The organism is Streptomyces malaysiensis subsp. samsunensis (assembly GCF_024519315.1).
Lineage (GTDB): Bacteria > Actinomycetota > Actinomycetes > Streptomycetales > Streptomycetaceae > Streptomyces > Streptomyces malaysiensis.
This window is the reverse complement of the sequence record NZ_JANIIC010000018.1, coordinates 1-26,350: the sequence shown is the minus strand read 5'-3', so window position 1 is coordinate 26,350 and position 26,350 is coordinate 1. Positions and strand designations below refer to the sequence as shown.

The following is a 26,350-nucleotide window of genomic DNA, read 5'->3' as shown; positions in this document are numbered from 1 at the left end:
CCGTGACCACGGCGCCGCCGTGGTCGGCGCGCCACAGCGGCGGACGGGCACCGCGGTCAACACCCCCGCGCCCCACGCGTCCCACGCGCCACACGGGCGTGCCCGCGCGGCGCTACGCCCCCGGCGCCCCCGCCCAGAGCCCATCCGCCGTGAGCCCGAGCAGCTCGATCGCGTTGCCGCGTACGATCCGATCCACCACATCCGGTGCCAGATGGCCCATCTGCGCCTCGCCGACCTCCCGCGACTTGGGCCAGGTGGAGTCGGAGTGCGGATAGTCCGTCTCGTACAGCACGTTGCCCACCCCGATCGCGTCGAGGTTGCGCAGCCCGAAGGCGTCGTCGAAGAAGCATCCGTAGACGTGCTCGGCGAACAGCTCGGACGGCGGGCGCAGCACCTTGTCGGCCACTCCGCCCCAGCCCCGGTTCTCCTCCCACACCACGTCGGCGCGTTCGAGGATGTAGGGGATCCAGCCGATCTGGCCCTCGGCGTACATCACCTTGAGGTTCGGGAAGCGCTCGAACTTCCCGCTCATCAGCCAGTCGACCATGGAGAAGCAGCAGTTGGCGAAGGTGATCGTGGAGCCGACGGCGGGGGGCGCGTCCGCGGAGGTCGAGGGCATCCGGGAGGAGGAGCCGATGTGCATCGCGATGACCGTGCCGGTCTCGTCGCACGCGGCGAGGAGGGGGTCCCAGTCGTCGGTGTGGATGGACGGCAGCCCCAGGTTCGGCGGGATCTCCGAGAAGCAGACGGCGCGCACGCCACGGGCCGCGTTCCGCCGCACCTCGGCGGCGGCCAGCTCGGCGTCCCACAGCGGGATGATGATCAGCGGGATCAGTCTGCCCCGGGCCTCGGGGCCGCACCACTCCTCCACCATCCAGTCGTTGTACGCCCGGACCCCGAGCAGCCCCAGCTCGCGGTCGGCGGCCTCGGTGAAGGTCTGCCCGCAGAAGCGGGGGAAGGTCGGGAAGCAGAGCGCCGACTGGACGTGGTTGACGTCCATGTCCGCGAGCCGGTCCGGCACCGAGAAGGAGCCGGGCCGCATCTGCTCGTAGGTGATGGCCTCCAGCTTGACCTCGTCCCGGTCGTAGCCGACGGCGGTGTCCAGGCGGGTGAGCGGCCGGTGCAGCTCCTCGTAGATCCACCAGTCGGCGAGCGGCCCTTCGTCCCCGGGCGCGCCCATCTTCGGGGCGAACCGGCCGCCGACGAAGGTCATCTCCTTCAGCGGCGCCCGGACGATGCGCGGCCCGGTGTCGCGGTACTTCGACGGGAGGCGGTCCCGCCAGACGTGAGGGGGCTCAACCGTGTGGTCGTCCACCGAGATTATCTTCGGGAAGCTCTCCATGACTGCACGGTAGCGCCGATCTGACGGATCGTCAGCTAGCTGGTCGTCTCCCGGTACTTCGACGGATGCCACGGACACGTCGCGCTCTTTGCTGACGTACGTGCCACGAGCACGGCAGACTGGCCGTACAGCGAGGAAGCACGTGCGGGGGGCACCATGGCCGGCGACGAGCGCCTGGGGCGGCAGGAAGGTTCCACCGGATCCGTATCGGACCGGTCCTGGCACGGTGATGAGGCGCGGTCACCCCTCGGCCGGGACCCGGACCCCGGCCTCGGCCGCACCCGGCTCGAACTGGAACTGGAGAGCGGCTACCCCGCCGATGTCGTCCCCGAGCTCCGGTCGCGTCTCGGCCCGCGGCCCGCCGCGTACTCCCGGCCCACCGCCGCCAGCCGCCCCCAGCGCCCCCTGGCCGAAACCGCCCCCGTCGTCCGCCCCGCGCAGCTGCCCGCGGCGGTGGCGGACTTCACCGGCCGCGAGCACCTCGTACGGGAGCTGAACGAGCGGCTCGCGGCCCCCGCCGACCGGCCGGCCGCCATCGCCATCGCCGGTGTCGGAGGCATCGGCAAGACCGCCCTGGCCGTCCATCTCGCGCACACCGCCCGCCACCGCTACCCCGACGGCCAGCTCTACATCGACCTCGGCGGCGCGGGCTCCTCCCCCGCCGACCCCGAAACCGCCCTCGGCGCCTTCCTGCGCTCGCTCGGCACCCCCGACGCCGCCATCCCGGACGGCACCGAGGAGCGTGCCGCGCTCTACCGCGCGAGCCTCGAGGGCCGCCGGGTGCTCGTCCTCCTGGACAACGCCCGCGACGCCGCCCAGGTCCGGCCGCTGCTCCCGGGCGACGGCGCACCGGACTGCGTCGCGCTGATCACCAGCCGCGCCCATATGACCGGCCTGGACCGCACCCACCCGGTGGACCTGGACGCCATGAGCCCGGCGGAGGCGTTCGCCCTCTTCGCGCTGATCGTGGGCGAGGAGCGGGCGGCCGTCGAACGCGCCGAGGTGATGAACGTGGTGGCGTCCTGCTCCTACCTGCCGCTCGCGATCCGCATAGCGGCCTGCCGGCTCGCCTCCCGCCGCACCTGGACCGTCTCCGTCCTCGCCCGCAAACTCGCCGATGAGCGACGGCGGCTGGACGAGCTGCGGGCCGGGGATCTGGCGGTCAAGGCGACCTTCGAGCTCGGCTACGGACAGCTCGACCCGGCCCAGGCCCGCGCCTTCCGGCTGCTCGGCCTGGTCGGCGGCCCGGACATCTCCCTCCCGGCCGCGGGCGCCGTGCTCGGCCTGGACGTCGCGGAGACCGGCCGCCTCCTCACCTCCCTGGTGGACATCTCGCTGCTGGAGTCCGCCGTACCGGGCCGCTACCGCTTCCATGACCTCGTACGGCTCTACGCACGGGCCTGCTCGGAGCGCGAGACGCGGGCCCCGGCGGAGCGCGAGGAGGCGCTGTCGCGGCTGCTGGACTTCTACCTCGCCACGGCCGCGCGGGTCTACGCCATGGAGCGGCCCGGGGACCGCATGGTCGACCACCTGGAGTCCACCGGCCATCCCGGACTTCTCTTCGAGACCTCGAAAGCCGCCCTGGACTGGCTCTTCGCGGAGGCCGACTGCCTGCTCGCCTGTGTGCCCAGGTGCACCGGGGAGTGCACCCGCCGCCGCGCCGGGGATCTGCTGCTCGGCGCCCTCGACCTCGCTGAGTCCGGTGCCCGGCCACGCCAGTACGAAACGGTGGCGCGCGCCGTCGGCGACGCGGCCCACGCCGCCGGGGACTCCCGTACGGAGGCCCGCGCCCGCTCGGCGCTGGGGCATCTGTACAGCTTCACGGGCCGGTACAGCCACGCCGAGCGAGAGCTGCGCCGCGCGCTGGAGCTGGACGGCGAGGATCCCGTGGTCGCCAGCCGCGCCTCCAACCAGCTCGGCATCGTCACCAACGGACTGGGCCGGTACGAAGACGCCGAGAGATACCTGGGACAGGCGCTCGAGGCGTTCCGCGCCGATGGCAACGAGGCCGGTGAGGCGAGCGCCCTGGCCAATCTCTCCCGGCTCCATGTGAGCCGGGGCCGCACCAGGACCGGTGTGGAGCTGGCCGAGCAGGGGCTGGCCATCTACCGCAGGCTCGGCGCCCCCTTGCGGCTCGCCAACGGGATGTACACACTCGGCATCGCGCTGACGCGTGCCCATCGGCTGGAGGAGGCGTCCGTTCATCTCGCCGAGGCGCTCGACCTCTTCCACGACGCGCGTCAGCCGCTGTGGGAAGGCATGGCCCATTTCCGGCTGGCCGAAATTCAGCTGATGGCGAATCGCCCCGACCAGGCGGTGGCACATGCCCAGCAGTCCCTCGCGCTGGGCGGCCTCGGCGGTGAGTGGCGCCGCTTCTCCTTTCTCACCGTGCTGGCAAAGGCCCTGATGGCGGCCGGACAGCGGGGCCAGGCCGAGGACTGCTGGAGGCAGGCGCGGGCCCTGCGGGAGCGGCTGGGCTCCCCCGAGCCCGAGGAGGTGCGTCAGCTGCTGTCGGCCTCGGCACCGGACCTCCCGGCGGCCCAGGATCCATTTCCCGGCCATCGGGACGCCTATGGAGTCGGCCCCCCGGTGACCGAAAGCGACCCCTGGATCTGACGGACCGTCGGCTGTCGGGGGCCCGGAAGTCTTGCGGGCCTTGTGGAGAGGTCCGGCCCCTACTGACGTGAGGGGTATTGGCAAGGCAAACTGGCCCGTGCAACTGGGAGCAGAGGCAGGGGGAGACCATGGCCGGCGAGAAGGAGCGGGCACAGGAGCAGCCCTTGCGCTTCACCGTGCTCGGACCCGTACGGGCCTGGCGGGGCGAAGAACTGCTGAGCACCGGATCACCACAGCAAAGAGCCCTGCTCGCCGCCCTGTTGCTGCGCGGCGGGCGCACCGCCACCGCCCCCGAGCTCATCGACGCCCTGTGGGGTGACGATCCGCCGGACGCCGCCATCGCGGCCCTGCGCACCTACGCCTCCCGGCTGCGCAAGGCATTCACCCCGCACTCCGACGTCCTGGTCAGCGAATCGGGCGGCTACTCGGTCCAGGTGGGCCTCGGGGCCCTGGACACCGACGTGGCCGAGCGCCTGGTGGCGGAGGCGGAGAAGGCACGGCACTCGGGCGACCGGCTGCGCGCCCATGAACTCATCGGCCGGGCGCTGGACCTCTGGGACGGCGAAGCCCTGGCCGGGGTGCCGGGGCCCTACGCCACGAACCAGCGCGCCCGGCTCTCGGAGTGGCAGCTCGTCCTCACCGAGACCAGGCTCGATCTCGACCTGGAGCTGGGCCACCACACCGAGGTGGTCTCCGAGCTCACCGCGCTCACCGCCGCCCATCCGCTCCGGGAGCGGCTGCGCGAGCTGCTGATGCTGGCGCTGTACCGCAGCGGCCGGCAGGCCGAGGCGCTGGCCGTCTACAACGACACCCGGCGGCTGCTCGCCGAGGACCTCGGCGTGGACCCCTGCCCGGAGCTGTCCGAGCTGCACCAGCGCATTCTCCAGGCGGACGCCGATCTGGCGGCCCCGGTGGACGACCGCGCACACGCGGGCCCCGGCTTCGTGCGGCCGGCCCAGCTGCCCGCCACGGTCGCGGACTTCACCGGCCGGGTCGCCTTTGTCGACGAGCTGAGCGATCAGCTCGCCACCGCCGAGGGGCGTGTCATGGCCGTGTCAGCGGTGGCCGGAATCGGCGGGGTCGGCAAGACGACGCTCGCCGTGCACGTCGCCCACGCGGCCCGCGTCCACTTCCCCGACGGCCAGCTCTACGTGGACCTCCAGGGGGCGGGCCCGGTCCCGGCGGAGCCCAACGCGATCCTGGGCGCCTTCCTGCGCGCCCTCGGCACCCCGGACAACGCGATCCCCGAGGGCGTCCAGGAGCGTGCCGCGCTCTACCGCTCGATGCTGGACGGCCGCCGGGTGCTCACCCTGCTGGACAACGCGCGCGACGCCGCACAGGTCAGGCCGCTGCTGCCCGGCACCGAGGGCTGCGCCGCGCTGATCACCAGCCGGACCCGGATGGTCGACCTGGAGGGCGCCCACCTGGTCGACCTGGATGTGATGACGCCCCAGGAGGCGCTGGTCCTCTTCACCCGCATAGTGGGCACCGAGCGCGTCAGTTCCGAGCGCGACGCGGCCATGGACGTGGTGGCGGCGTGCGGCTTCCTGCCGCTGGCCATCCGGATCGCCGCCTCCCGGCTGGCCTCCCGCCGCACCTGGACCGTCTCCACACTGGCGCGCAAGCTGGCCAACCAGCGCCGCCGGCTGGACGAGCTGCGCGCGGGCGACCTGGCCGTACGGGCCACCTTCGAGCTGGGCTACGGCCAATTGGAGCCGCAGCAGGCGCGGGCGTTCCGGCTGCTGGGTCTTGCGGACGGCCCCGACATCTCGCTCGCCGCGGCGGCCGTCGTCCTGGACCTCGACACCTTCGACGCCGAGGAGCTCCTGGAGTCCCTGGTCGACGCCTCCCTGCTGGAGTCCGCGGCACCGGGCCGCTACCGCTATCACGACCTCGTGCGGCTCTACGCACGTGACTGCGCCGAACGGCACCAGTCGGCCGCGGACCGCGAGGCGGCGCTCTCCCGGCTGCTGGACTTCTACCTCGCCACCGCGGCGCGGGTGTACGCCATGGAGCGGCCGGGCGACCGGCTGGGCGAGCACCTGGCCCCCGCCGACCACCCCGGCCTGGCCTTTCCGCATCAGGACGCCGCCCTGGACTGGCTGTTCACCGAGGCGGACTGCCTGCTGGCCTGCGCCCAGCAGGCCGCCTCGGGCACCACCCTGGGCGGGGCGGCGGATCTGCTGCTCGCCGCCATGGACCTCGCCGAGTCCGGCGCCAACGCCCCGCGCTACGAGGCCGTCTCCCACATCGTCAGCGAACGGGCGCACACCGTCGGCGACACCCGGGCCGAAGGCCGGGCGCGTACCTGCCTGGCCAAGGTGCGCAACCTCACCGGCCGGCTCGAGGAGGCCGACGCGGAGGCCGAGCGCGCCCTGGCCCTGGGCTCCGTGGTCGAGGACCACGTGACCATGGGGCGCGCCCTCACCGAGCGCGGCATCATCGCCCACCTCAGCCGCACCCGCTGGGACGACGCGGAGCGGCACTTCCTCCGCGCCATCGACGCCTACCGGGCCGTGGACGACCAGCCCGGCGAGGCCAGCGCGCTGTGCAACCTCTCCCGTGCGTATGTGGAGATGGGCCGCATCGACAGCGCGGTGGAACTGGCCCGGCAGGGCGTGCGGATCTACGGCAGCCTGGGGCGCACCCTGCGCCTGGCCAACGGCAAGTACGCGCTCGGCATCGCCCTGACCGGGGCCGGAAGCCTGGCGCACGCGCTCGAACAGCTCACCGAGGCACTCGGCCTCTTCCGTGAGCACCGCCAGCCGCTCTGGGAGGGCATGACCCACCAGCGGCTGGCCGAGGCCCACCTGTCCATCGGGCGCCCCGCGGAGGCCGCCACCCACGCCGAACAGTCCCTCGCCCTGCGGGGCATCGGAGGCGAGTGGCGCCGGGCCATCGTGCTGACGCTGCTCGGCAAGGCCCTGCTGGAGCTCGGCCAGAACGAGCGGGCGGACGCCTGCTGGCGCGAGGCGCTGTCCATTCACGAGCGGCTGGGAGCGCCGGAGGCGGATGACGTCCGGGGGCTCCTGACCCCCGCGACCGCGGCGTAACGGCCCGCCCGGCCCCGCATGGCCGGGGCGTAACGGCCCGCCCGGCGCCGCGCGGCCGGAGCGTAACAGCCCGTCCGGGCCCCGCGCGGCAGGAACGTAACAACTCGTCCGGTCCCCACGGCCGGGGTGTGACAGCCCCCGTCCCACCCGGGCGAACCGCGGCACCGGAGGCCGCCCGACCCGCGCGAACCGCGCTACAAGAGGCCGGCCGACCCCGGCGAGCGGGGCATAACAGCCCGCCTCGCGGACCGTTCATCAATCGTTTATCGCCATCCGGGAGTCTTAGTAGCGGTCGACCCGTCCCCGCGGGGGGCAGACGGGTCGGTTGCGAGGTCACACCGTAAGGTGGACGGCCCTTTTGAGACACCCGCCCGGCGACCCACGGGGGAGTCGCCGGACGGGTGTCAACGGCCTATACCGACCAAAGCATCCGATGGAGTTGATCGTGACAAACACGGACAAGAAACCTGAGTCCGACGTCTACCGGCCACTGGAGGCCGACCCGGCGCCCTTCACTCCGCAGGACGAGGGCCACACCCCAGCGCCTCCACAGGTGACCACCCAGGGCGAGGGGCATACACCGGCCCCGCCCCAGCTGATCACCCAGGGCGAAGGGCACACGCCCGCGCCGCCGCAGCTGATCACCCAGGGCGAGGGGCATACGCCCGCGCCTCCGCAGTCGCTCACGCAGGGCGAGGGCCACACACCGGCACCGCCGCAGCTGAGCCCCGAGGGCGAAGGGCACACGCCCGCGCCGACCACGCTGAGCACCAAGGGCGAGGGCCACACTCCGGCACCGCCGCAGCTGAGCGCCGAGGGGGAGGGCCACACACCCTCGGCACCCCAGTAGGCGCGCACCCAACGTCGCTCATATCCATGAGGTAACACCGCGGGGCCGATGTCGATGACTCGGAGGGGAAGTCATCGGCATCGGCCCCTTTGCGCGGGCGCACCCTCGGACGAGCAACCCTCCCGCACCACCGGCGCGCCCCCTTTCCGCCAAGGTTCGACCACTTCCGGCCAGATGGCCGAACATACGTACCCCTCATTGTTAATTTGCAGTACAAAACAGTTAATCACCCCCCGTAACGGAGGAACCGGAATGACTCGTGCCACAAAGGGCGTCGCGACCTTGATTATCGCGATAGGTGCCGCGGTCGGAGCCACCAGCCAGGCAACCGCATTCGCGGTTGCAAGCGATAGTCACACTCCTATCGTCGGCGTGAACAGTGGTGAATACACCACTGCTGCCATCCCGGGCCCGCAGGGCGAGGGTCATGCCCCCACCAGCCCGCAGTAGGCGCCACGAGACACCTCGTGCGTGCCGAAGGGGCCGGGCGAAATCGCCCGGCCCCTTGTTGATGCCCCGCCGGCAGCGCCTTGACCCCGGCAAGTCGGCTGGCGGAAAAGTGCCTTCGCGGATGAGGGTCTTCTCGGATGAGGGCCTTCTGAGGTGAGGGCCTTCTGAGGTGAGGGCCTTCTGAGGTGAGGGCCTTCTGAGGTGAGGGCCTTCTGAGGTGAGGGCCTCCCATGCGGTGGACGCGGGGCCTACGCCCCTGACCGCCCCGCCCGGAGCCTGGCCTTGAGGACCTTGCCGCTGGCGTTACGCGGCAGCTCGGACAGGAACTCCACCTGCCGGGGCACCTTGTAGTTGGCCATCTCCCGGCGTGACCAGGCGATCAGGTCGTCCGCCGTGAGCGTCGACTCCGGGCGGCGGACCGCGTACGCCTTGGCCACCTCGCCCAGGCGCGCGTCCGGGATGCCGACCACGGCGACGTCGGCCACATCGGGGTGGCGGGCGATGAGTTGCTCGATTTCAGCGGGGTAGGCGTTGAAGCCGCCGACGATGAACATGTCCTTGATCCGGTCGGTGATGCGCAGATTCCCCTGCTCGTCCATCACCCCGACATCGCCCGTCCGCAGCCACCCGTCGGGGGTGATGGCGCGGGACGTGGCGATCGGGTCCTCGAAGTAGCCGGGGGTGATGTGGTAGCCGCGGACCCAGATCTCTCCCGCCCGGCCCGGCGGGAGCTCGCCTCCGGTGGAGTGAGCGATCCTGATCTCGGTGTGCGGGATCGCGCGGCCCGACGTGCCCGCGATGACCTCGGGCGGATCGCCGCGGCGGCACATCGTGACGGTGCCGGACGCCTCCGTCAGGCCGTACGCCGTCAGAACGGTGGCGACCCCGAGCTCCGAGCGCAGGCGTTCCACCAGTTCCAGCGGGACGACGGCGGCGCCCGTGACGACCAGGCGCAGGGTGGACAGATCGTGGGCGGCGCGGGACGGATGGTCGAGCAGGGACTGGTGGAGCGTGGGCGGACCGGGCAGGACGGTGATGCGCTCGGCGGCGATATTGGCCAGCGCGGTCTCCACGTTGAAGACCGGCTGCGGCACCATCGTGGCACCGCGGCTCAGACAGGCGATGATGCCCGCCTTGTAGCCGAAGGTGTGGAAGAACGGGTTCACGATGAGATAGCGATCACCCGCCGCCAGCCCCGCGATCTCGCTCCAGGTGTCGAAGACACGCACGGTCTGGGAGTGGGTGGTCACCACGCCCTTGGGGTGGCCGGTGGTGCCGGAGGTGAAGGTGATGTCCGAGGGGTCCGTGGGGCGCACCGCCTCCGCCCGTGCCCGGACCTCCTCCGGCGGCACGGCGTCGCCCGGCGCCAGGAAGTCGTGCCAGGTGCGGAAGTCCTCCGGGCCGTTGTCGGCGAGGACGACCACCTCCCGCAGATGGGGCAGCCCCGGCAGGGGGCCGCGGCCCGTCCCCTCCCCCGCCGCCCGGCGCAGCGAGGCCACATAGGAGGTGCCCAGGAAGGTACCGGTGATGAACAGGTGCGTGGCCCGGGTGCGGCGCAGCACATACGCCGCCTCAGCGCCCTTGAAGCGGGTGTTGACCGGGACCAGCACCCCGCCCGCGGTGACCACGCCGAGCGCCGCCACGATCCAGTCGGTGGTGTTGGGCGCCCAGATCGCGGCGCGGTCGCCCGGTTCGAGGCCCGAGGCGACACATGCGGCCGCGGCGCGTTCGATCCGTGCGCCGAGCTCCGCGTAGGAGATCCGGGCGCGGCCCTCGACGACGGCCTCGGCCGGGCCGTGCCGCTCGACGGCCGCCCGGATCAGGGCCGGGATGGTGTTTCTCATCGGACCGCTCCCCTCCCCGGAACCCGGGACGGACGACCCCAGTAGCTGACTGTCCGTCAGATTAGCGGTAGCCTTCCCCGCTGTCAGCACCGGTGAACGCGACGATGGAGGCGGCCATGGGGGCGGCAAGTACGACGGCGACCTTGAAGGACGCGACGGCGATAGCCGGTATCGGGCAGACCCCCTTCGCCAAACGCCTCCCCGAGTCCGAGAAGACCCTGGCCTGCCGGGCGATCCTCGCCGCGCTCGACGACGCGGGCATCGCCCCGTCCGAGGTGGACGCCTTCGCCTCGTACACCATGGAGGAGACCGACGAGGTCGAGATCGCCAAGGCCATCGGCGCCGGGGATGTGACGTTCTTCGGCAAGGTCGGCTACGGGGGCGGCGGTTCCTGTGCGACAGTCGCACATCTGGCCGCCGCGATCGCCACCGGACAGGCGAGCGTCGGGGTGGCCTGGCGGTCGCGCAAACGCGGCAGCGGGCCGCGCCCCTGGACCAACACCCGGGTGCAGCTGCCCACCCCGGCCCAGTGGACCCGGCCGTACGGGCTGCTGCGCCCCGCCGATGAGATCGGGCTGCTGGCCCGGCGCTATATGCATGAGTTCGGCGCGACCCGCGATCACTTCTTCAATGTGGCGCTGGCCTCCCGCAACCGGGCCAATCAGAACCCCGCCGCGATGATGTACGACCGACCGCTGACCCGCGAGATGTATATGACCGCGCGCTGGATCAGCGAACCGCTCTGCCTCTTCGACAACTGCCTGGAGACCGATGGCGCGCTGGCCTGTGTGGTGGTGTCGGCCGAGCGGGCGCGCGACTGCCGGCGACGGCCCGTGTACGTCCACTCCGCCGCCCAGGGGCTGCCCGCCCAGCACCACGGGATGGTCAACTACTGGAACGACGACCCGCTCACCGGCCCCTCCTGGACCGCCGCCCGACGGCTGTGGAAAACCGCCGACTTCGGACCGCAGGATGTGGATGTCGCGCAGATCTACGACGCGTTCACCCCGCTGATCCCGCTCTCCCTGGAGGGCTACGGCTTCTGCGCCCGTGGCGAGGGCGCCGCCTTCACCGAGGGGGGCGCCCTGGAGATCGGCGGACGGCTGCCGCTCAACACCGGCGGAGGCGGGCTGAGCGAGGCGTACGTCCATGGCTTCAACCTCATCACCGAGGGGGTCAGACAGCTGCGTGGCACCGGCACCGCCCAGGTCCCCGGCGCCACGACCTGCCTGGTCACGGCGGGTGAAGGGGTTCCCACATCGGCCCTGCTGCTGAGGAGTTGACCGACGCCATGACAGAGACGGACACGACGAGGGACACGACGACGACCACAGGCGGCGGGGACGAGCGGGCCGACGGGCTGCTGGCCCCCGTACCCGACGACGACGGGGCGCCCTTCTTCGCCTACGCGGCACGCGGCCAACTGCGCGTCCAGTGCTGCGCCGGCTGCGGTGAAACCCGCTTTCCGCCCCGGCCCTGCTGCCCCCACTGCCAGTCCTTCGAGAGCCTGTGGAAAAAGTTCAGCGGCCGTGGCCGGATCTGGTCGTACGTTCTGCCCCATCCACCGCTGTTGCCCGCCTACGCGGCGCAGGCGCCGTACAACGTCGTCCTCGTGGAGCTCGTGGACGCCCCGCGCGTCCGGCTGGTGGGCAATCTGGTCGCCTCCGCGGACGCCGCGCTGAACTCGGTCCCGCCCGAGCGGATCCGCATCGGCGCGCCCGTGAAGGCCGCCTTCCACGAGACGGACGGCGGGCTCACGGTGGTGCGCTGGCTGCTGGAGCGGCCATGACCGTCCGTACGAAGGTGGAGCAGAGCGGGGTCGCGGTCGTCACCCTCGACCGGCCCGAGCGGCACAACGCCATCGACCTGGAGACGGCCGCGGAACTGACCGCCGTATGGCGGCGCTTCCGCCAGGACGACACGGTCCGGGCCGTCGTCCTCACCGGCGCGGGCGGCCGGGCCTTCAGCACCGGTATCGACCGCTCGGTGGAGGTCGCGCAGCCGCCGTCGCCCTACGCGATGGACGATCCGCTGCGCACCGTGGGGCCCAAGGCGAACGACCTGTGGAAGCCGGTGGTCGCGGCGGTGGCCGGGATGGCGTGCGGCGGGGCGTTCTATCTGCTGGGCGAGGCCGAGTTCATCGTCGCCGACGAGACCGCGACCTTCTTCGATCCGCACACCAGCTATGGGATGGTCAGCGCCTACGAGGCCATCTATATGGCGCGGCGGATGCCCATGGGCGAGGTCGCGCGGATGGCGCTGATGGGGACGGCGGAGCGGCTCTCGGCCCAACGGGCGTATGAGACGGGCCTGGTCAGCGAGGTGGCCCCGGCCGGTGAAGCCCTTACGGCGGCCATGCGCGCGGCGTCGGTCATCGCGTCGTATCCGACGGAGGCGGTGCAGGGGACCGTAAGGGCGCTGTGGGCGGCGAAGGAGGCGGCGCTGGCCCAGGCGCTCGCACAGGCCCCGCAGTTGATCGCGCTGGGCAATCTGCCGCCGGGGCGCCAGGCCGCGCTCTTCGCGGCCCGTACGCCCGGCTTCCGTACGCGGTGAGGGCTGCTCAGCAGCCGATGACCGCCGGGGGCAGCCGGCCCCCGGTCAGCTCGGGTACTTGAGCGCCGAGGTGACCTTGCAGGTGAAGGACGTCTGCTGGCTGAGGTAGCGGTAGGAGGTGGCGTTCACCGTCTGGCTGCTGCCGGAGGACACCGTGATGGACTGGTAGTCGGAGCCCAGCAGACCGCTGCCGTCCTGGTTGTCCCACTGGATGGTGATCGAGTAGCGCATGGACTGCGTCTCGGGGTTCCTGACGTTGAGGGTGTACTCGAACGAGTGGGTCGACTCGTCGTAGTCGCAGCCGCTGGCGGTGATGTCGTTCGTGCCGTCCGAGTTGTAGGTGGGCGGCGCCGAGTAGGTGTACGACGGCGTCGGGGCGTCGTAGGACGGCAGATCGGAAGGTGCGCCGCTGGGCAGGTCGGTGGGCAGACCGCTGGGGAGGTCGGTGGGGCCGGACGCCGGGTTCTCGCCGCCGCTCCCGCCCGAGACGAACCCCCCGAGGCCACCGTCGTGGCTTCCGCCCTTCTTCTTTCCGCAGCCGGTCAGCACGATGAGCCCGACCAGGGCGACGGCGCATATGCGCATGGAGCGGCGTTGCATGGTATTACCCCCGTTGAAAATGCACTTTCAAGCCAAACATGGCCTGTTGACAAGTGCACGCCACCCTAGCAACGGGCTTTCGTACCCCAAAGTCACATGGAAGCGCGCCTGTCCTGGCTCTCAGAGGACGGAGACGACCTCACAGCGCACCACGGTTCCCGCGAGCGAGGGATCGTCGAGCGGCACCCGTACGGTCCTCGACCGCCCCGCGGGGACCCGCACATCGGCGCGGCCGGAGGTGAGGGTCGAGCCCTGCCGGTCCTTGAAGCTCATGTCGACGAGGTAGCTCTCGGCCGTGCCGGAGCGGTTGCGCACCTTCACCGTCGCCGCCGGACGGCCGCTCTTGTCCTTGCCCGCGCAGGTGACGACGGTCGCCTCGGGCTCGGATGACGACGCCGAGCCGCCCGAGGAGCCGCTGGACGCGCTGTCGCCGTAGTCGTCATCGTCGTAGTCGCGGTAGCGGGAACCGCCGGAGCCAGAACCGGTGGTGGAGCTCTCGTCGTCGGAGTCCGAGTAGCCACCGGAGCCGGAACCCGACCCCGAGTGGTGCGAGGAGGAGCTGGAACAGCCGCCTCCGCCACCCCCATGGCCATGCCCGCGGCCCTTGAACCCGGTCAGCGCCACCAGCACCGCGGTGAGCACGGCCGCCAGCCGTAGACCACGCCGCATCTCAGACCCCCGTCCCCCGAAGACCGCGCAGAGTTACCCATCGACCTCCCGGCTCCCAGGAGGTCGATGAACGCCCGTAACCGTAGCAGGAATTGTCAGGGACACGGCCCGCGACCGGCCGGGACACGGGCTGGGGCTCGGACCCACGAGCGGCCGGAGCACGGCCCACGACAGGCCAGGACGCGGAGCGGCCTACGACAGACCGGAGCACGGCCCACGACAGGCCAGGACGCGGAGCGGCCTACGACAGACCGGAGCACGGCCCACGGCAGGCCAGGACGCGGCCCACGCCGAGCCGTCCCCGGCGCGTCGCCGCGCCGCCCGGAAGCCCGGTCAGGCCCGGCCGCCCGACGGCCGGGACTGGCCCGTGCCCTTGACCGCGTCCAGCGCGTACACACAGCGGTCCTTGCTGCACGCGTACACCACGCCCCCGGCGGCCACCGGGGATCCGGTGATCTCACCGCCGGTCGCCAGCTTCCAGCGCAGCTGTCCGCCCGCCGCGTCCACCGTGTAGAGGCAGTGGTCGGCCGAGCCGAAGTGGACCCGCCCGTCGGCGACCACCGGCGAGCCGATGACCTCGCCGCCCGCCGCGAACCGCCACTTGGGCGTGCCGGTGACCGCGTCGAGCGTGTAGAGCGCGCCGCCGCTGCCCAGATGGACCGAGCCGTCGGCCACCAGCACCGGCTCGATCGACTGCCGGGCCTCGGTCGCGATACGCCAGCGGTCGCGGCCGTTCGCCGCGTCCAGCGCGTACACCGTGCCCAGATAGTCGGCGATGTAGATACCGCCGCCGGTCACCGCGGGCCCCGGCGCGTACGCGGGGGCGCACAGGAAGACGGCGGGCGCCTCGAAACGCCACCGCACATCCCCTCGCGCGACATCGAGCGCCAGCACCCGCGTCCCCGCCGAGACATAGACCGCCCCGTCGGGCGCCGCCAGCAGCCGCAGCGGCACCCCGCCGCACGACGCCGCGTCGCCCACCGGATACGACCAGCGCTCCGCGCCGGTGCGCGCCTCGAGGGCGCGCAGCCGCGCGTCCGCCCACACATACACCGTGCCGTCGTGGACGACCGGGCCGGATTCGGGCGTCTCGAAGTCGGTCTGGAGGCCCTGCATCTCCCACAGCAGCTCGCCGTTGGCCGCCTCCCACGCCTGGACGCCACCGCCGCGGGTCCCGGTGACGACCGTGCCGCGGTCGACGTTGAGGGAGTAGACCCAGCCGTCGGTCGACAGCCGCCAGCGCTCGGCTCCGTCCTCCGCGTCCAGCGCGTACAGCGTGGGGCCGTCGGAGGCGTGGATCCGGCCGTCCGCGACGGCCATCGCCCACGCCACGTCGCGCGTCTTGAACTGGCGCCTGCCGGTGGCCACATCCAGCGCGTGCACCTCGAACGAGGTCACGTACAGCAGATCCCCGGCGACCGCCGGGGTGCCCCAGACATCGTTGGACATGCGGAACCGCCACGGGCGCCAGCGGCCGTGCCCGGCCGCCCCGGCCGGCGGCTCGGGCGGCGCGGCGGACGGGGAGTGGGTCGGCGGCGGGACGGCGGCCATGCCGTCGCCCCCGTTCAGCCCTCCGCTCGTCACCCCGTCCGGCGGGCGCACCCAGCCGGTGGCCGGCCCGGTGCCGTGCTGCGGCGGTACGTCCCGCGCGTCGGCGGCCCGGAGCCCCGGGCCGATCGGCACCTGCGAACCGGGCAGCCGCACCGCCCCGTCGGTCCCGGCGGGTGCCGGAGCGGGCGCGGCGGCGGACGGGGCGGCGTGCCGCCCGGGCCCGATGGAACCCAGCGCACTCGGCGGGCTCGCGGCCTCCGGTGCGCGCAGGCCCCCGCGCGGATCGCCCACGCCCACGGGCTCCCAGCCGCCCGGGGAGGCGGGCCCGGAAGCGGCGGCGCTGTGCCGCCCGCCATGGCCCTCAGCGGCGGCTCCCGCGGCCGGGGCGTACGAGGGCGGCGGTGTGGACGGGCGCTCGGGCGGCAGCGGCCCGGAGGGGCGGCTGCCCGCGCCCGCGGCGTTCCCCGCGTTTCCCGCGTCTGCGGCGCTCCCGGCCGGACGGCCGCCCCCGGCCGCGGGGCGGGAGGAGCCGCGCACCTGGTTGCGGCCGCTGCGCTTGCGCTCGATGAGCGCGACGGCGCCGGGCGGCAGCCAGGCCGAGGCCGTACCGCTGTCGTCGGCGTTGGAGGCGAACAGATGCGGGGCCAGCTGGGACTGGAGATCGGCCGGGGAGGGCCGCCGCTCGGGCTCCATCTGCATGAGCGACTCGATGAGCGGCCGCAGCTCGTCGGGCAGCCCGGCCAGGTCGGGGCCCTCGCGCAGCAGCATGAACACGGTCTCCACCGGGTTGGCGCCGTGGAAGGGCGCATGCCCGGTGGCCGCGAAGGTCAGGGTCGAGCCGAGCGAGAAGATATCGCTCGCGCCCGTCACACTGCGCGAGTCGCGCGCCTGTTCGGGCGACATATAAGCGGGGGTGCCGACCGCGACGTTGGTCATCGTCAGCCGCGTGTTCGAGACACCGGAGGCGATACCGAAGTCGATCACGCGCGGGCCGTCCTCGACCACCAGCACATTGGACGGCTTCAGATCCCGGTGGACCAGCCCCGCGCCATGGATGGACTGAAGCGCCTCGGCGACCCCGGCCGCCAGCCAGCGCACCGCCTGGGCCGGCATCGGCCCGCACTCGTTGACGATCTCCTCGAGGGAGGGAGCCGGGACATAGGCCGTGGCCAGCCACGGCACCGCGGCGCGCGGATCGGCGTCCACGACGGCGGCCGTATAGAAGCCGCTGACCGCGCGGGCCGCCTCCACCTCACGGGTGAAACGGACACGGAACAGCTGGTCCTCGGCGAGCTCGGTCCGGACCGTCTTGATCGCGACCCGTCGGCCCGATGCCGAGCGGGCCAGATAGACCAGCCCCATGCCGCCCGCGCCGAGACGTCCGAGCACCTCGAAAGGGCCGATGCGCCTCGGATCGTGCTGCGTCAGCTGCTCCACCACTTGCCTGCCACCTCCCCGTGGGGGCTTGAAAAAATACAGCCCCGTGCAGCGTCTCACCGACAAACCAACCGGCGGCACGCATCCTGCATTCTCTCTGGCGAAGGCGGCGGTTGCGAACCCGGGGGCGAATCGTCGTGTCATCGGGCGATACGGAGCCGGGGCCCGCGCGGTTCGACCGAGGATCATCCGAGTGCCCTCAGACCCGTATACCCCAGTCTCCACCCAGGGTTCAGCCCACCGTCGAGTTATCGATGACAGCGAAGGCCGCGCCCTGATTGTCCACAAGGACCGCGAAACGCCCGTACGGCGTATCTTCGGCGGTCTTGAGAACCCGCCCGCCCAGCCTGTGGACCGTACGCAGCGTCTGATCGCAATCCGCCACCACAAAGTACGTCAGGAAGTGGGCGGGCAGAACGGCCGGGTACTCCTCACCCATCACCACGCGTCCGCCGATCGCGTGACGGGGATCCGGGGGCTCTCCGCGCGGTGTCCACAGGACCACCTCGGCCGGCGCGCCCTCGGCCGAGGGCTCCATGGGCCCCATCCCATACCCGAAGACCGCCCGGTAGAAGGCGTCCACGGCGCGCGGCTGACGGGTGTGGACCTCGGTCCAGCCGTATGAGCCGGGTGCGCCGCGCCGCGCGAAGCCGATGTGGCTGCCCGCCTGCCAGATCCCGAAGACGGCGCCGCCCGGGTCGGCGGCCGTCGCCATGACGCAGAACTCGTCGATCCACACGGGTGGCGTGATCACCCGGCCACCGGCCTCGCGGATCCGGACGGCGGTCGCGGCGGCGTCCCGGGCGGCGAAGTAGATGTTCCAGACGGTGGGCATCCGGCCGTCCGGCTTGGGAACCAGCCCCGCGACATCCTTACCGCCGAGGAGAGCCCGGGTGTACGAGCCGTAGTCCGTGACGATCTGCTCGAAGGTCCAGCCGAACAGCTCACCGTAGAAGCGCCGGCCCGCCGCGAGGTCGGACAGCAGCACATCCGCCCAACAGGGCACGCCTTCCGCGAATGCCGCCATGACCCGGGTCCTCTCGCGTCCCTCGCCTCGGTCCTCGGTTCTCGCTTCTCGGTTACTGGTCCTCGGTTTCTGATCCTCGGCTGTCGGTTCCCGCTGTCGGTTCTTGGCGCTTGGCCCTCGGCTCCTGGTCCTTCGTGCGCGATCCTCCGACCCGCGGCCCCGCGGGTTTGCTCACAGCCCGTTTAGGGACGCTTGGCACGCATTTGAGGTCGCTTGGTTCATTCACCTCACTTGCCACGCTAACGGGGTATCGCCCGGTCTGCCCGTCCCAGAACTCGAAATATTTGGCCAATCCTTTCCGCGCCGAGGCGGATCCGACCCCGTCATCCACCGTTGTTATCCACAGGCTGTTGATAACACGATTCACGCGCGTGGGTGAGCGGTGATTGAGGGCTTGACGACTGTGGACAGGGATCGGAATCAGCCATTCCAGCCTGCTCGGCGAGGTTCGCAAACCCTCCCATCCCGCCCTAACCCCATTTGCACGCAGCCGAATCGCGCTCCGATCACCCCTCGGTAAGCTGACGGCATGACAGGACAAGTACGCACAGTCGACGGGCGGGTGGCCGGTCGTCGCGGGCAGGCGACGCGGCAGAAGCTGCTCGACTGCCTCGGCGAGATGCTCAGCACATCCCCGTATCGAGACGTCAAGGTCATCGATGTCGCACGTAAGGCAGGGACCTCGCCTGCGACGTTCTACCAGTACTTCCCCGATGTGGAGGGCGCCGTCCTCGAGCTCGCCGAGGAGATGGCGAAGGAGGGCGCGACCCTGACCGATCTGGTCGCCGACCGCTCATGGGCCGGCAAGTCCGGCACGGCCGCGGCGGAGGACCTGGTCGAGGGGTTCCTCTCCTTCTGGCGCAAACATGACGCCATCCTGAGGGTGGTCGACCTGGGCGCCGCCGAGGGTGACAAGCGGTTCTACAAGATCCGCATGAAAATCCTCAATTCCGTCACCAACTCCCTGACGGAGGCCGTCAAGGAGCAGCAGGCCAAGGGCCGGATCGACGAGGACCTCAACCCGGGCGCCATCGCGGGCTCGCTGGTCGCCATGCTGGCCGCGGTCGCGGCGCACCAGAAGGGCTTCCAGAGCTGGGGCGTCAAGCAGGCCGACCTCAGGCCGAGCCTGACCTGGCTGGTCCACCTCGGCATCACCGGGCGCAAACCCCCGAAGTAACGAATCCGCACCCTTCCCCGGCCCTCTCCTGCCCCTTCCCCGGCCGCTCCACGCCGGCCCCCGGCCGGGCCCGCACGTCCTGTCACGCCGCGGCGGATCACTCCCCAGTGATCCGCCGCGGCCGTTTGCGCCCACCGGCCACGGTTGGCCGCGGGCACGCCTGAGGCCGGGGAGCCGGATGCCGGGGGCCGGGTGCTGGGGGCTTGGGAGGTGAGGGGCCGATGGTCCCGGCGAGGCCCTGGGCGCGTACCTCCGGGGCCTGCCGCTGGGCACCGCACCCGGGTCAGCGGCCATCGCGGACCGGCCCAGGCCCTCCCCGTCCGATGGACCGGTTCCTCCCCCGTCCGATGGACCGGTTCAGTCCTCCCCGACGCGCTGGAGGCGGAAGAGGCGGATCTCGCGCTCCACCCGCGACTGGTAGGCCGCGTACGGCGGCCAGAAGGCGAGCACGGCCGCCCAGGCCGCCTCGCGCTCGGCGCCCTCCAGCAGCCGCGCCCGGACGGCGATGCCCCGGCCCCGCCAGCTGATCTCCGCGTCCGGGTGCTTCAGGAGGTTCGCGGTCCAGGCCGGATGGCCCGGGCGGCCGAAGTTGCTCCCGATCAGGATCCAGGTGCCGCCGTCCTCCGGCATGCAGGCCAGCGGCGTACGGCGGGGAAGCCCCGACCTCGCGCCGCGCACGGTAAGGATCACACTCGGCAGCATCCGCGCGCTCGGCAGCACCTTGCCCCGGGTCAGCCGGTGGACGGTGCGGTCGAAGGCGGGGATGACATGGGGCGCGACCTTGGCGAAGGCGCGGGTCGAGGACACCTTCCGGACCAGCTTCACGCCGTAACCGGCCATCAGACCGCCACCGCCTTCCGCGGCCCGTCCCGCCCATCAGGCCCGTCAGGCCCGTCAGGCCGACCCTGCCCGGCGTGCGCCCCTTGTACCCCTTGGGCATCGCGCCCGCCGTGGACATCGTTCCCGCCGCGCCCGTCATGGCCGCCGTAAGGAGCGCGATCGGCCGCGCCGAAGAGTCCCTCCCGTTCCGCGGCCCGTGCCCGCAGCCGGTGGACGGGGCCGAAGAGCAGCTCGTCGGAGGCGGCCCGCTTGAAGTAGAGATGCGCCTCATGCTCCCAGGTGAAGCCGATACCGCCATGCAGCTGTACCGCCTCGGCCGCCGCCGTGCGCTGCGCCTCCAGTGCCTGGGCGAGCGCGAGCCCGCCCGCGACCGCGGCCTCCGTGTTCTCCGCACCGCCGCCCTGGGCCGCCGCCCAGGCCGCGTAGTACGCCGCCGAACGGGCCGCCTGGACCGCGACGTACACATCCGCCAGCCGGTGCTTGACCGCCTGGAACGAGCCGATCGGACGGCCGAACTGCTCGCGCGCCCGCACATAGTCGACTGTCCGCGCGAGGGCCGCGTCCGCCGCCCCCACGGCCTCGGCGGCGAGCACGGCCGCGGCCGCCGTACCCACGGCCGCCAGCGCTTCCGCCACCTCCTCTCCGCCCCCGCTCCCGCCGCCGTCCACGCCCAGCAGCTCGGCCGGTACGTCCCGCAACTCGACGCGGGCCTGCGGCCGCGTCGCGTCGAGCGCGGTCAGCCGGGTGCGGACCAGCCCGTCCGCCTCGGCCGGGACCAGGAACAGCAGTGTCCGCCCGCGCGCATAGCCCCCGGCGCGGGCGGCGACCAGCAGCAGTTCGGCGCTGTGCCCGCCCAGCACCTGCTCCACCTGCCCGTACAGCCGCCACCCCGCGCCCTCATCCCTGTCCGGGCGCGCCTGGACACCTCCGGCGCGCCCCCCACCGGCCCACGAACCGGCCTGCGCGCCGTCCCACACGCCGTTCCGCGCGCCGTCCCGTGCTCCTACGAGCCCGAGCGCCTCGGGCAGCGCGCGCCCCGGCACCGCGAGCGCCGCCGTAAGGGCGCCCTCCGCGATACGCGGCAGCAACTCGGCGCGCTGCTCCTCCGTCCCGAGCGCGGCGACCAGGGGCGCGGCGAACACGGCGGTGGGCAGGAGCGGCGAGGGGAGCAGCACGCGCCCGGTCTCCTCACAGGCCAGCGCCAGCTCGGTGACCCCGCAGCCGACGCCCCCGTACGCCGCCGGAAGGGCGAGGCCGGGCAGCCCGAGCGTCCGGGCGAGCTGCCGCCACAGGGCCTCGTCGTAGCCGGGCGCGGCATGGACCGCCGCCTTGACCTCGTCCGGCCCGCAGCGCTCCCGCAGCAGTGTGCGCAGCGTACGGCGGATCTCGTCCTGTTCCTCGGTGAACGCGGCGTCCATCGGCGAGCACCTCCGTTTCTGACGGACCGTCATACTAGGGATGGCCTCCGGACTTTCCCACCCCCGCGCCCCATCCACGGCTAAACCGCCGGCGCCCCACCACGTTCCTCCCCGTTCGCTCCGCCGGAGCACGGACCGGCGGTGACCCTGTCCTCCGGGGCCTGCCGGAGGAGCGACCCCCTGCCTCCGCGCCCCGCCTCCCGCGCCCGCTCGGCCATACGCCCCCTTCCACTCCCTCTGATCTGATGTACCGTCAGATTCATGCCGCCCGCAGCGCAGCGCACCCGTAAGGTCGCCGTCGTCGGCGTCTCCCTCTCCGACTGCGGCCGCGTCGACATGGCCACCCCCTACGCCCTCCACGCCCAGGCCGCCCGCCGGGCCCTCGCCGACTCCGGTCTCGACCGGTCGGTCGTCGACGGCTTCGCCTCGGCGGGGCTCGGCACCCTCGCACCGGTCGAGGTGGCCGAGTATCTGGGGCTGCGGCCGACCTGGCTCGACTCGACGGCCGTGGGCGGCTCCACCTGGGAGGTCATGGCGGCGCACGCGGCGGACGCGATCGCCGCCGGGCACGCCCGCGCCGTCCTGCTCGTCTATGGCTCGACCGCCCGCGCCGACATCCGCGCGGGCCGCCGCACCTCGAACCTCTCCTTCGGGGCGCGCGGACCGCTTCAGTTCGAGGTGCCGTACGGTCATACGCTGGTCGCCAAGTACGCGATGGCCGCGCGCCGCCATATGCATGAGTACGGCACCACACTTGAGCAGCTGGCGGACATCGCCGTTCAGGCGCGTATCAATGCCGGGCACAATCCGGACGCGATGTTTCGCGAGCCGATCACGATCGATGACGTCCTGAGCGGCCCGATGATTGCCGACCCCTTCACCAAGCTGCACTGCTGCATCCGCTCGGACGGCGGCTGCGCGGTGCTGCTCGCGGCCGAGGAGTACGTACCGGACACGGCGAAGCCCCCGGTGTGGGTGCTGGGTTCGGGCACGGCCGTCTCGCACACCACCATGTCCGAATGGGAGGACTTCACGGTCTCCCCGGCCGCGGCCTCGGGGCGGGCGGCCTTCGCACGGGCGGGCGTCCGGCCGTCGGACATCGATGTGGCCGAGCTCTATGACGCCTTCACCTATATGACCCTGGTGACCCTCGAGGACCTCGGCTTCTGCGCCAAGGGCGAGGGCGGGGCGTTCGCGGCGAAGGGGCGGCTGACACGGGATGGTGAGCTGCCGACCAACACCGACGGCGGCGGTCTCTCCGCCTGCCACCCGGGGATGCGCGGACTGTTCCTGCTGGTCGAGGCGGTACGGCAGCTGCGCGGCGAGGCCGGGGAGCGACAGGTGCGCAAGGCGGGCGGACGGCTGCCGGAGCTGGCCGTGGCGTCGGGGACGGGTGGCTGGTTCTGCTCGGCGGGCACGGTCGTCCTGGGCCGCGGCTGACGGGGCCACGCGGCTGACGGGGCCCATACGGGCGCCGGGACAGACTCGGCAGCCGGGAACGGCCCGGCCCGCCCCAGCCGTGCGTACTCGCCCGCCCCCGCCTTACGTACTCACCCGCACCGCCCCTCCATACACCTCCGCTTGCCCCGGCCCCTCGTGGGTGATCGGATGGGGAGCCGATGAGCGACGACCAGGATGAGGCCGAGGCATTCCGCGCACTGCTGCGCGGCCTGCGCGTACCGCATGCGGGCGATCTGCCCGTCTTCGACCCGGACACGGCCCCGGACGCACCGCTACCGCTCTTCCGGCGATGGCTGCGGGAGGCCGCCGAGTCGGGGGAACCCGGCCCGCACACCATGACCCTGGCCACCGCGGGCGCCGATGGCCGCCCGTCCCAGCGCACGGTGATGCTGCACGACGCCGATGAGCGCGGCTGGCACTTCGGTACGCATCGCACCAGCCGTAAGGGCCGGGAGCTGACCGAGAACCCGTACGCCTCGCTCGCGTTCCACTGGATGCGGCCGGGCCGTCAGGTACGCGTCAGCGGGCGGGTCGGCGAGGCCGGACCGGAGGCCAGCGCCGCCGATCTGCGCGGCCGGTCCCCCGCGGCGCTCGCGGCGGCGCTGGCCGGGAGCGGACGGCAGAGCGAGACGCTCGGCTCGTACGAGGAGCTGCTACGGGCCTTCGAGGCGGCGTACGAGCGGGCCGGACGCGAACCGGACGCGACCGCACCCACCTGGACCCTGTACGTCCTGGAGGCGGACGAGGTCGAGTTCTACCAGGAGGAGGCGCGGCGGCGGCATGTACGCGTCCGCTACCTCCGTGCCCCCAAGGAGCCCGGCGGCTGGCGGCGCGAGCTGCTGTGGCCATGACGGCGGTACATGGCCGTATGACGCCTGCCATAAGACGACGACCGTAAGGCGGTGCGGCGGAAGGCGACGCGACCGTAAGGCGTGCACCGTTGAAGAACACGACCGTAAGGCGCCGACGCCGCAAGCCTAAGTGGTCGGCTCCGGAAGTCCTTCGGGGGTTGACCCCGGGACGGCGCGTCTGTCGGGTGTCGCCGAACTCCTGGCTGGCACAGCCGTTGACGAGGGCTGCTACCGCCAATCCGGATGGCCACGGCCATCACCGACCGCCTGGCCGGCCGCGGGCTCGACGTCATCACTCCCGCGCCAGTGGACCGCCCGTTCGTCCACCAGGTCATCTTCAACGGACACACCCGGAGGTGTGCGTCAAACCAAACGGTTTGGGCGTTGTTCTCAGTCCGAGCGAGGGAACATGTGCTCGACGGCGGCCACCAGTGCGGCGCGGCGGGCGGCGATGGAGGGGTCCACGGCCTGGTCTGCGGCAGCGGCGGCGATTTCGGGCTGACCTGCCCAGGTCATGGCGATCTGGTTGATCAGGGCGAGGACGTCGACCGGGTCCCAGGCCGGGTCGAGCAGCCCGATGCGCTGTGCGTCGCGGAGTTGGTCGAGCTTGCCGGCGATCGTGGCCTGGAGGGGGCTGGTGGTGTTGTCTGCGGGCTCGGCCAGCTCCAGGCGGCCCCACATGATCAGGCGGTAGTGGTCCGGACGTGCCGTGAAGTGGTCGAAGAGGATGCCGGCATAACCGGGCAGGTCGGCCGGGTCCAGCTGAGTGGCCTCGACGAGTGCGGTCGTCTCGCGTTCGGCGACGTGCGCGTAAAGGGCTTCCTTGCTGCGGAAGTAGGCGTAGACACGTTCCTTGCTCGTCCTGGCCTGCTTGGCGATGCGGTTCACGCGGGCGCCGGCGATCCCGTGCCGGGCGAACTCCTCCTTGGCTGCGGCGACGATCCGCTGGCGCGTGGAGTCGGCGGACTCGCCCGCGATGGCGGCGTCCGAGGTCTGGCCAGGGTTGGTGGAGCGAGGCATGAGCCCAGGATAGGCGACCGAACCGTTCGGTTTTGCGTTGCGCTCCAGACAGGCGTAGGTTCAAACCGAACAGTTTGGTTTGGTCAGCTATGGGCTGCCGACATGACACGAGGAGCGATCTCATGCAGCACCGCACCCTGGGACAGCAGGGACTGCGCGTCTCCGCGCTCGGACTGGGCGTGATGGGGATGTCCCTGGCCTACGGCCCCTCGAACGACGAGGACGGCATCTCCACCATCCGCCGCGCCCACGAACTCGGAGTCGACTTCTTCGACACCGCCGAGCTGTACGGCCAAGGCACCGGCAGCAACGAGACGCTGCTCGGCAGCGCAGTCAAGGACTTCCGCGACGAGGTCATCCTGGCCACCAAGTTCGGCTTCGACATGACCAGCAAGACGCCGGGGAGCGGCGTCAACAGCCGCCCGGAGAACATCCGCAAGGTCGCCGAGAACAGCCTGCGCTACCTCCAGACCGACCGCATCGACCTCTTCTACCAGCACATCTCCGACCCCGACGTACCGGCCGAGGAGGTCGCCGGCACTGTCGGTGACCTGATCGCCGAGGGCAAGGTGCAGTACTTCGGCCTGAGTAACGTCGGCCCGCAGTACATCCGCCGCGCCCACGCCGTCACCCCGGTCACAGCCCTTCAGTACGAGTACTCGGTCTTCGAACGCGAAGTAGAGGACGAGATCCTGCCGGTCCTGCGAGAGTTGGGGATCGGCCTGGTACCGTACTCGCCGCTCGGCCGCGGCTTCCTCTCCGGCGTGGTCAAGCCCGCTGACGAGTACCCCGAGGGCGACATGCGCCGCTGGGACGAACGCTGGCAGGGCGAGAACTACGCCTACAACCTGAACGCCGCCGAGCAGCTCCGAAAGCTCGCCGCCACCAAGGGCATCACCCCCGCCCAGCTTGCCCTGGCCTGGCTGCTCGCCCAGGGCGAGGACGTAATCCCGATCCCGGGCACCCGCAGCGCCACACGTCTGGAGGAGAACGTCGGCGCCACCGACGTAGAACTCACCGAGGCCGACCTGGCCCGTATCCGGGAGGTCCTCCCCCAGGGCTCCGCAGGCAGCCGCTACCCGGCCTCGATCATGGCTGGCTACCGCACCGACTGACAGCCCGTACACCAAGTTCGGCGGTCCCGGGCATGCGGCGGCGAGCAGCGGCGGCATGTCCTCTCAGGCGGGGCTGTGACCGGGGTCTGTGCCCACGTGCGCACCAGCCACGGCGCGCCCTGCTCCTCCTGATCAACCTCGAGGTCAACCGCTGACGGACGATCCGGCGGGGTGCCGGGGGTGCGACGGGCAGGGCTTCCCAGAATGCGGGCGGCCAAAAACCACTTCTACAGATTGGCCTGCCTGTCTTGTCTGTTGCCCCGGCCCGTGCGATAGCCCCGACCCCCGCCGAGCGCGAGCGGCTGAAGAGGATGGCCTACGGCCCAAAGACCGAGCACCGGCTGCGTATGCGGGCTCAGGTGGTCCTGCACGCGGCGCGTGGGCGCTCCAACGCGCGCATCGCCCGTGAGACCGGATTACACCTGGACACCGTGCGGACCTGGCGGAACCGATTCGCTGCGCTGGGACTCACTGGG

Annotated in this window: 20 protein-coding genes; 11 read left to right on the top strand and 9 right to left on the bottom strand. The window is 72.0% G+C overall.

Annotated features, from left to right (window positions below; translation table 11 throughout):
• Positions 1–112: 112 nt before the first annotated feature.
• Positions 113–1,342, bottom strand: a complete 1,230-nt coding sequence (locus NQU54_RS17270) for an amidohydrolase family protein (RefSeq protein ID WP_069865033.1) — start codon at positions 1,340–1,342, stop codon at positions 113–115.
• A 156-nt stretch (positions 1,343–1,498) separates the two neighbouring features.
• Between NQU54_RS17270 and NQU54_RS17265 the strand changes: the two genes are divergently transcribed.
• The 3 genes from NQU54_RS17265 (at position 1,499) to NQU54_RS17255 (ending at position 7,861) form a co-directional block, all read left to right on the top strand.
• Positions 1,499–3,958, top strand: coding sequence for an ATP-binding protein (locus NQU54_RS17265; protein WP_257631839.1), 2,460 nt, complete (start codon positions 1,499–1,501; stop codon positions 3,956–3,958).
• A 77-nt stretch (positions 3,959–4,035) separates the two neighbouring features.
• On the top strand, positions 4,036–7,011 hold the full coding sequence (gene afsR, locus NQU54_RS17260; protein WP_502362202.1) for an SARP-family global regulator AfsR: 2,976 nt from the start codon (positions 4,036–4,038) through the stop codon (positions 7,009–7,011).
• Positions 7,012–7,456: 445 nt separating this feature from the next.
• Positions 7,457–7,861: a DUF1631 domain-containing protein gene (locus NQU54_RS17255; RefSeq protein ID WP_141729788.1), complete on the top strand. Its 405-nt coding sequence runs from the start codon at positions 7,457–7,459 to the stop codon at positions 7,859–7,861.
• 698 nt (positions 7,862–8,559) lie between these two features.
• On the opposite strand, the gene NQU54_RS17250 is transcribed toward NQU54_RS17255, so the two are convergent.
• Complete coding sequence (locus NQU54_RS17250; protein WP_257631837.1) at positions 8,560–10,155, bottom strand: FadD3 family acyl-CoA ligase; 1,596 nt, start codon at positions 10,153–10,155, stop codon at positions 8,560–8,562.
• Positions 10,156–10,271: 116 nt separating this feature from the next.
• Between NQU54_RS17250 and NQU54_RS17245 the strand changes: the two genes are divergently transcribed.
• From NQU54_RS17245 to NQU54_RS17235, 3 genes are read left to right on the top strand one after another with little or no spacing between them, the layout of a single operon-like run.
• Positions 10,272–11,438, top strand: coding sequence for a lipid-transfer protein (locus tag NQU54_RS17245; protein ID WP_257631836.1), 1,167 nt, complete (start codon positions 10,272–10,274; stop codon positions 11,436–11,438).
• 8 nt (positions 11,439–11,446) lie between these two features.
• The gene (locus NQU54_RS17240) at positions 11,447–11,944 is read left to right on the top strand and encodes a Zn-ribbon domain-containing OB-fold protein (protein ID WP_257631835.1); all 498 of its coding nucleotides are present in this window, start codon (positions 11,447–11,449) and stop codon (positions 11,942–11,944) included.
• Complete coding sequence (locus tag NQU54_RS17235) at positions 11,941–12,708, top strand: enoyl-CoA hydratase/isomerase family protein (RefSeq protein ID WP_257631834.1); 768 nt, start codon at positions 11,941–11,943, stop codon at positions 12,706–12,708. Before NQU54_RS17240 ends, NQU54_RS17235 begins: the two co-directional genes overlap by 4 nt.
• Before the next feature lie 45 nt (positions 12,709–12,753).
• On the opposite strand, the gene NQU54_RS17230 is transcribed toward NQU54_RS17235, so the two are convergent.
• From NQU54_RS17230 to NQU54_RS17215, 4 genes are all read right to left on the bottom strand, one after another.
• Positions 12,754–13,308, bottom strand: a complete 555-nt coding sequence (locus NQU54_RS17230; RefSeq protein WP_257631833.1) for a PT domain-containing protein — start codon at positions 13,306–13,308, stop codon at positions 12,754–12,756.
• A gap of 120 nt (positions 13,309–13,428) precedes the next feature.
• The gene (locus NQU54_RS17225; RefSeq protein WP_257631832.1) at positions 13,429–13,977 is read right to left on the bottom strand and encodes a hypothetical protein; all 549 of its coding nucleotides are present in this window, start codon (positions 13,975–13,977) and stop codon (positions 13,429–13,431) included.
• Between the two features lie 333 nt (positions 13,978–14,310).
• Positions 14,311–16,968, bottom strand: coding sequence for an outer membrane protein assembly factor BamB family protein (locus tag NQU54_RS17220; protein WP_257631831.1), 2,658 nt, complete (start codon positions 16,966–16,968; stop codon positions 14,311–14,313).
• A 229-nt stretch (positions 16,969–17,197) separates the two neighbouring features.
• Complete coding sequence (locus NQU54_RS17215; RefSeq protein ID WP_257631830.1) at positions 17,198–17,992, bottom strand: VOC family protein; 795 nt, start codon at positions 17,990–17,992, stop codon at positions 17,198–17,200.
• Between the two features lie 529 nt (positions 17,993–18,521).
• On the opposite strand from NQU54_RS17215, the gene NQU54_RS17210 reads away from it, so the two are divergent.
• Positions 18,522–19,169, top strand: a complete 648-nt coding sequence (locus NQU54_RS17210) for a TetR family transcriptional regulator (protein ID WP_257631829.1) — start codon at positions 18,522–18,524, stop codon at positions 19,167–19,169.
• A gap of 357 nt (positions 19,170–19,526) precedes the next feature.
• Here the strand turns inward: NQU54_RS17210 and NQU54_RS17205 are convergent, their stop codons facing one another.
• Both NQU54_RS17205 and NQU54_RS17200 read right to left on the bottom strand, forming a co-directional pair.
• Complete coding sequence (locus NQU54_RS17205) at positions 19,527–20,009, bottom strand: nitroreductase family deazaflavin-dependent oxidoreductase (RefSeq protein WP_257631828.1); 483 nt, start codon at positions 20,007–20,009, stop codon at positions 19,527–19,529.
• Positions 20,009–21,427 carry an acyl-CoA dehydrogenase family protein gene (locus tag NQU54_RS17200; protein ID WP_257631827.1) on the bottom strand — a complete coding sequence of 473 codons (1,419 nt, stop codon included), beginning with the start codon at positions 21,425–21,427 and terminating at the stop codon, positions 20,009–20,011. The genes NQU54_RS17205 and NQU54_RS17200 overlap by 1 nt, the downstream gene beginning before the upstream one ends.
• A gap of 261 nt (positions 21,428–21,688) precedes the next feature.
• Between NQU54_RS17200 and NQU54_RS17195 the strand changes: the two genes are divergently transcribed.
• Positions 21,689–22,867: a thiolase C-terminal domain-containing protein gene (locus tag NQU54_RS17195; RefSeq protein ID WP_257631826.1), complete on the top strand. Its 1,179-nt coding sequence runs from the start codon at positions 21,689–21,691 to the stop codon at positions 22,865–22,867.
• A 179-nt stretch (positions 22,868–23,046) separates the two neighbouring features.
• Entirely contained in the window at positions 23,047–23,739 is a 693-nt protein-coding gene (locus NQU54_RS17190) for a pyridoxine/pyridoxamine 5'-phosphate oxidase (RefSeq protein WP_257631825.1), read from the top strand.
• 390 nt (positions 23,740–24,129) lie between these two features.
• Here NQU54_RS17190 and NQU54_RS17185 read toward each other — a convergent pair whose 3' ends face one another.
• Positions 24,130–24,759 (bottom strand): TetR/AcrR family transcriptional regulator, encoded by a 630-nt coding sequence (locus NQU54_RS17185; protein ID WP_208523177.1) that lies wholly within the window; start codon positions 24,757–24,759, stop codon positions 24,130–24,132.
• Between the two features lie 122 nt (positions 24,760–24,881).
• On the opposite strand from NQU54_RS17185, the gene NQU54_RS17180 reads away from it, so the two are divergent.
• Together NQU54_RS17180 and NQU54_RS17175 are read left to right on the top strand one after the other, a co-directional pair.
• On the top strand, positions 24,882–25,874 hold the full coding sequence (locus NQU54_RS17180) for an aldo/keto reductase (protein WP_137969575.1): 993 nt from the start codon (positions 24,882–24,884) through the stop codon (positions 25,872–25,874).
• Between the two features lie 248 nt (positions 25,875–26,122).
• Positions 26,123–26,350 (top strand): helix-turn-helix domain-containing protein (locus NQU54_RS17175; RefSeq protein WP_257631824.1); only part of this gene is annotated, 228 nt, incomplete at its 3' end.

Coding starts and splice junctions, on each gene's coding strand:
- NQU54_RS17270 (WP_069865033.1), bottom strand. CDS start 1,342: ATGGAGAGCTTCCCGAAGATAATCTCGGTGGACGACCACACGGTTGAG.
- NQU54_RS17265 (WP_257631839.1), top strand. CDS start 1,499: ATGGCCGGCGACGAGCGCCTGGGGCGGCAGGAAGGTTCCACCGGATCC.
- NQU54_RS17250 (WP_257631837.1), bottom strand. CDS start 10,155: ATGAGAAACACCATCCCGGCCCTGATCCGGGCGGCCGTCGAGCGGCAC.
- NQU54_RS17245 (WP_257631836.1), top strand. CDS start 10,272: ATGGGGGCGGCAAGTACGACGGCGACCTTGAAGGACGCGACGGCGATA.
- NQU54_RS17240 (WP_257631835.1), top strand. CDS start 11,447: ATGACAGAGACGGACACGACGAGGGACACGACGACGACCACAGGCGGC.
- NQU54_RS17235 (WP_257631834.1), top strand. CDS start 11,941: ATGACCGTCCGTACGAAGGTGGAGCAGAGCGGGGTCGCGGTCGTCACC.
- NQU54_RS17230 (WP_257631833.1), bottom strand. CDS start 13,308: ATGCAACGCCGCTCCATGCGCATATGCGCCGTCGCCCTGGTCGGGCTC.
- NQU54_RS17225 (WP_257631832.1), bottom strand. CDS start 13,977: ATGCGGCGTGGTCTACGGCTGGCGGCCGTGCTCACCGCGGTGCTGGTG.
- NQU54_RS17215 (WP_257631830.1), bottom strand. CDS start 17,992: ATGGCGGCATTCGCGGAAGGCGTGCCCTGTTGGGCGGATGTGCTGCTG.
- NQU54_RS17210 (WP_257631829.1), top strand. CDS start 18,522: ATGACAGGACAAGTACGCACAGTCGACGGGCGGGTGGCCGGTCGTCGC.
- NQU54_RS17205 (WP_257631828.1), bottom strand. CDS start 20,009: ATGGCCGGTTACGGCGTGAAGCTGGTCCGGAAGGTGTCCTCGACCCGC.
- NQU54_RS17200 (WP_257631827.1), bottom strand. CDS start 21,427: ATGGACGCCGCGTTCACCGAGGAACAGGACGAGATCCGCCGTACGCTG.
- NQU54_RS17195 (WP_257631826.1), top strand. CDS start 21,689: ATGCCGCCCGCAGCGCAGCGCACCCGTAAGGTCGCCGTCGTCGGCGTC.
- NQU54_RS17190 (WP_257631825.1), top strand. CDS start 23,047: ATGAGCGACGACCAGGATGAGGCCGAGGCATTCCGCGCACTGCTGCGC.
- NQU54_RS17185 (WP_208523177.1), bottom strand. CDS start 24,759: ATGCCTCGCTCCACCAACCCTGGCCAGACCTCGGACGCCGCCATCGCG.
- NQU54_RS17180 (WP_137969575.1), top strand. CDS start 24,882: ATGCAGCACCGCACCCTGGGACAGCAGGGACTGCGCGTCTCCGCGCTC.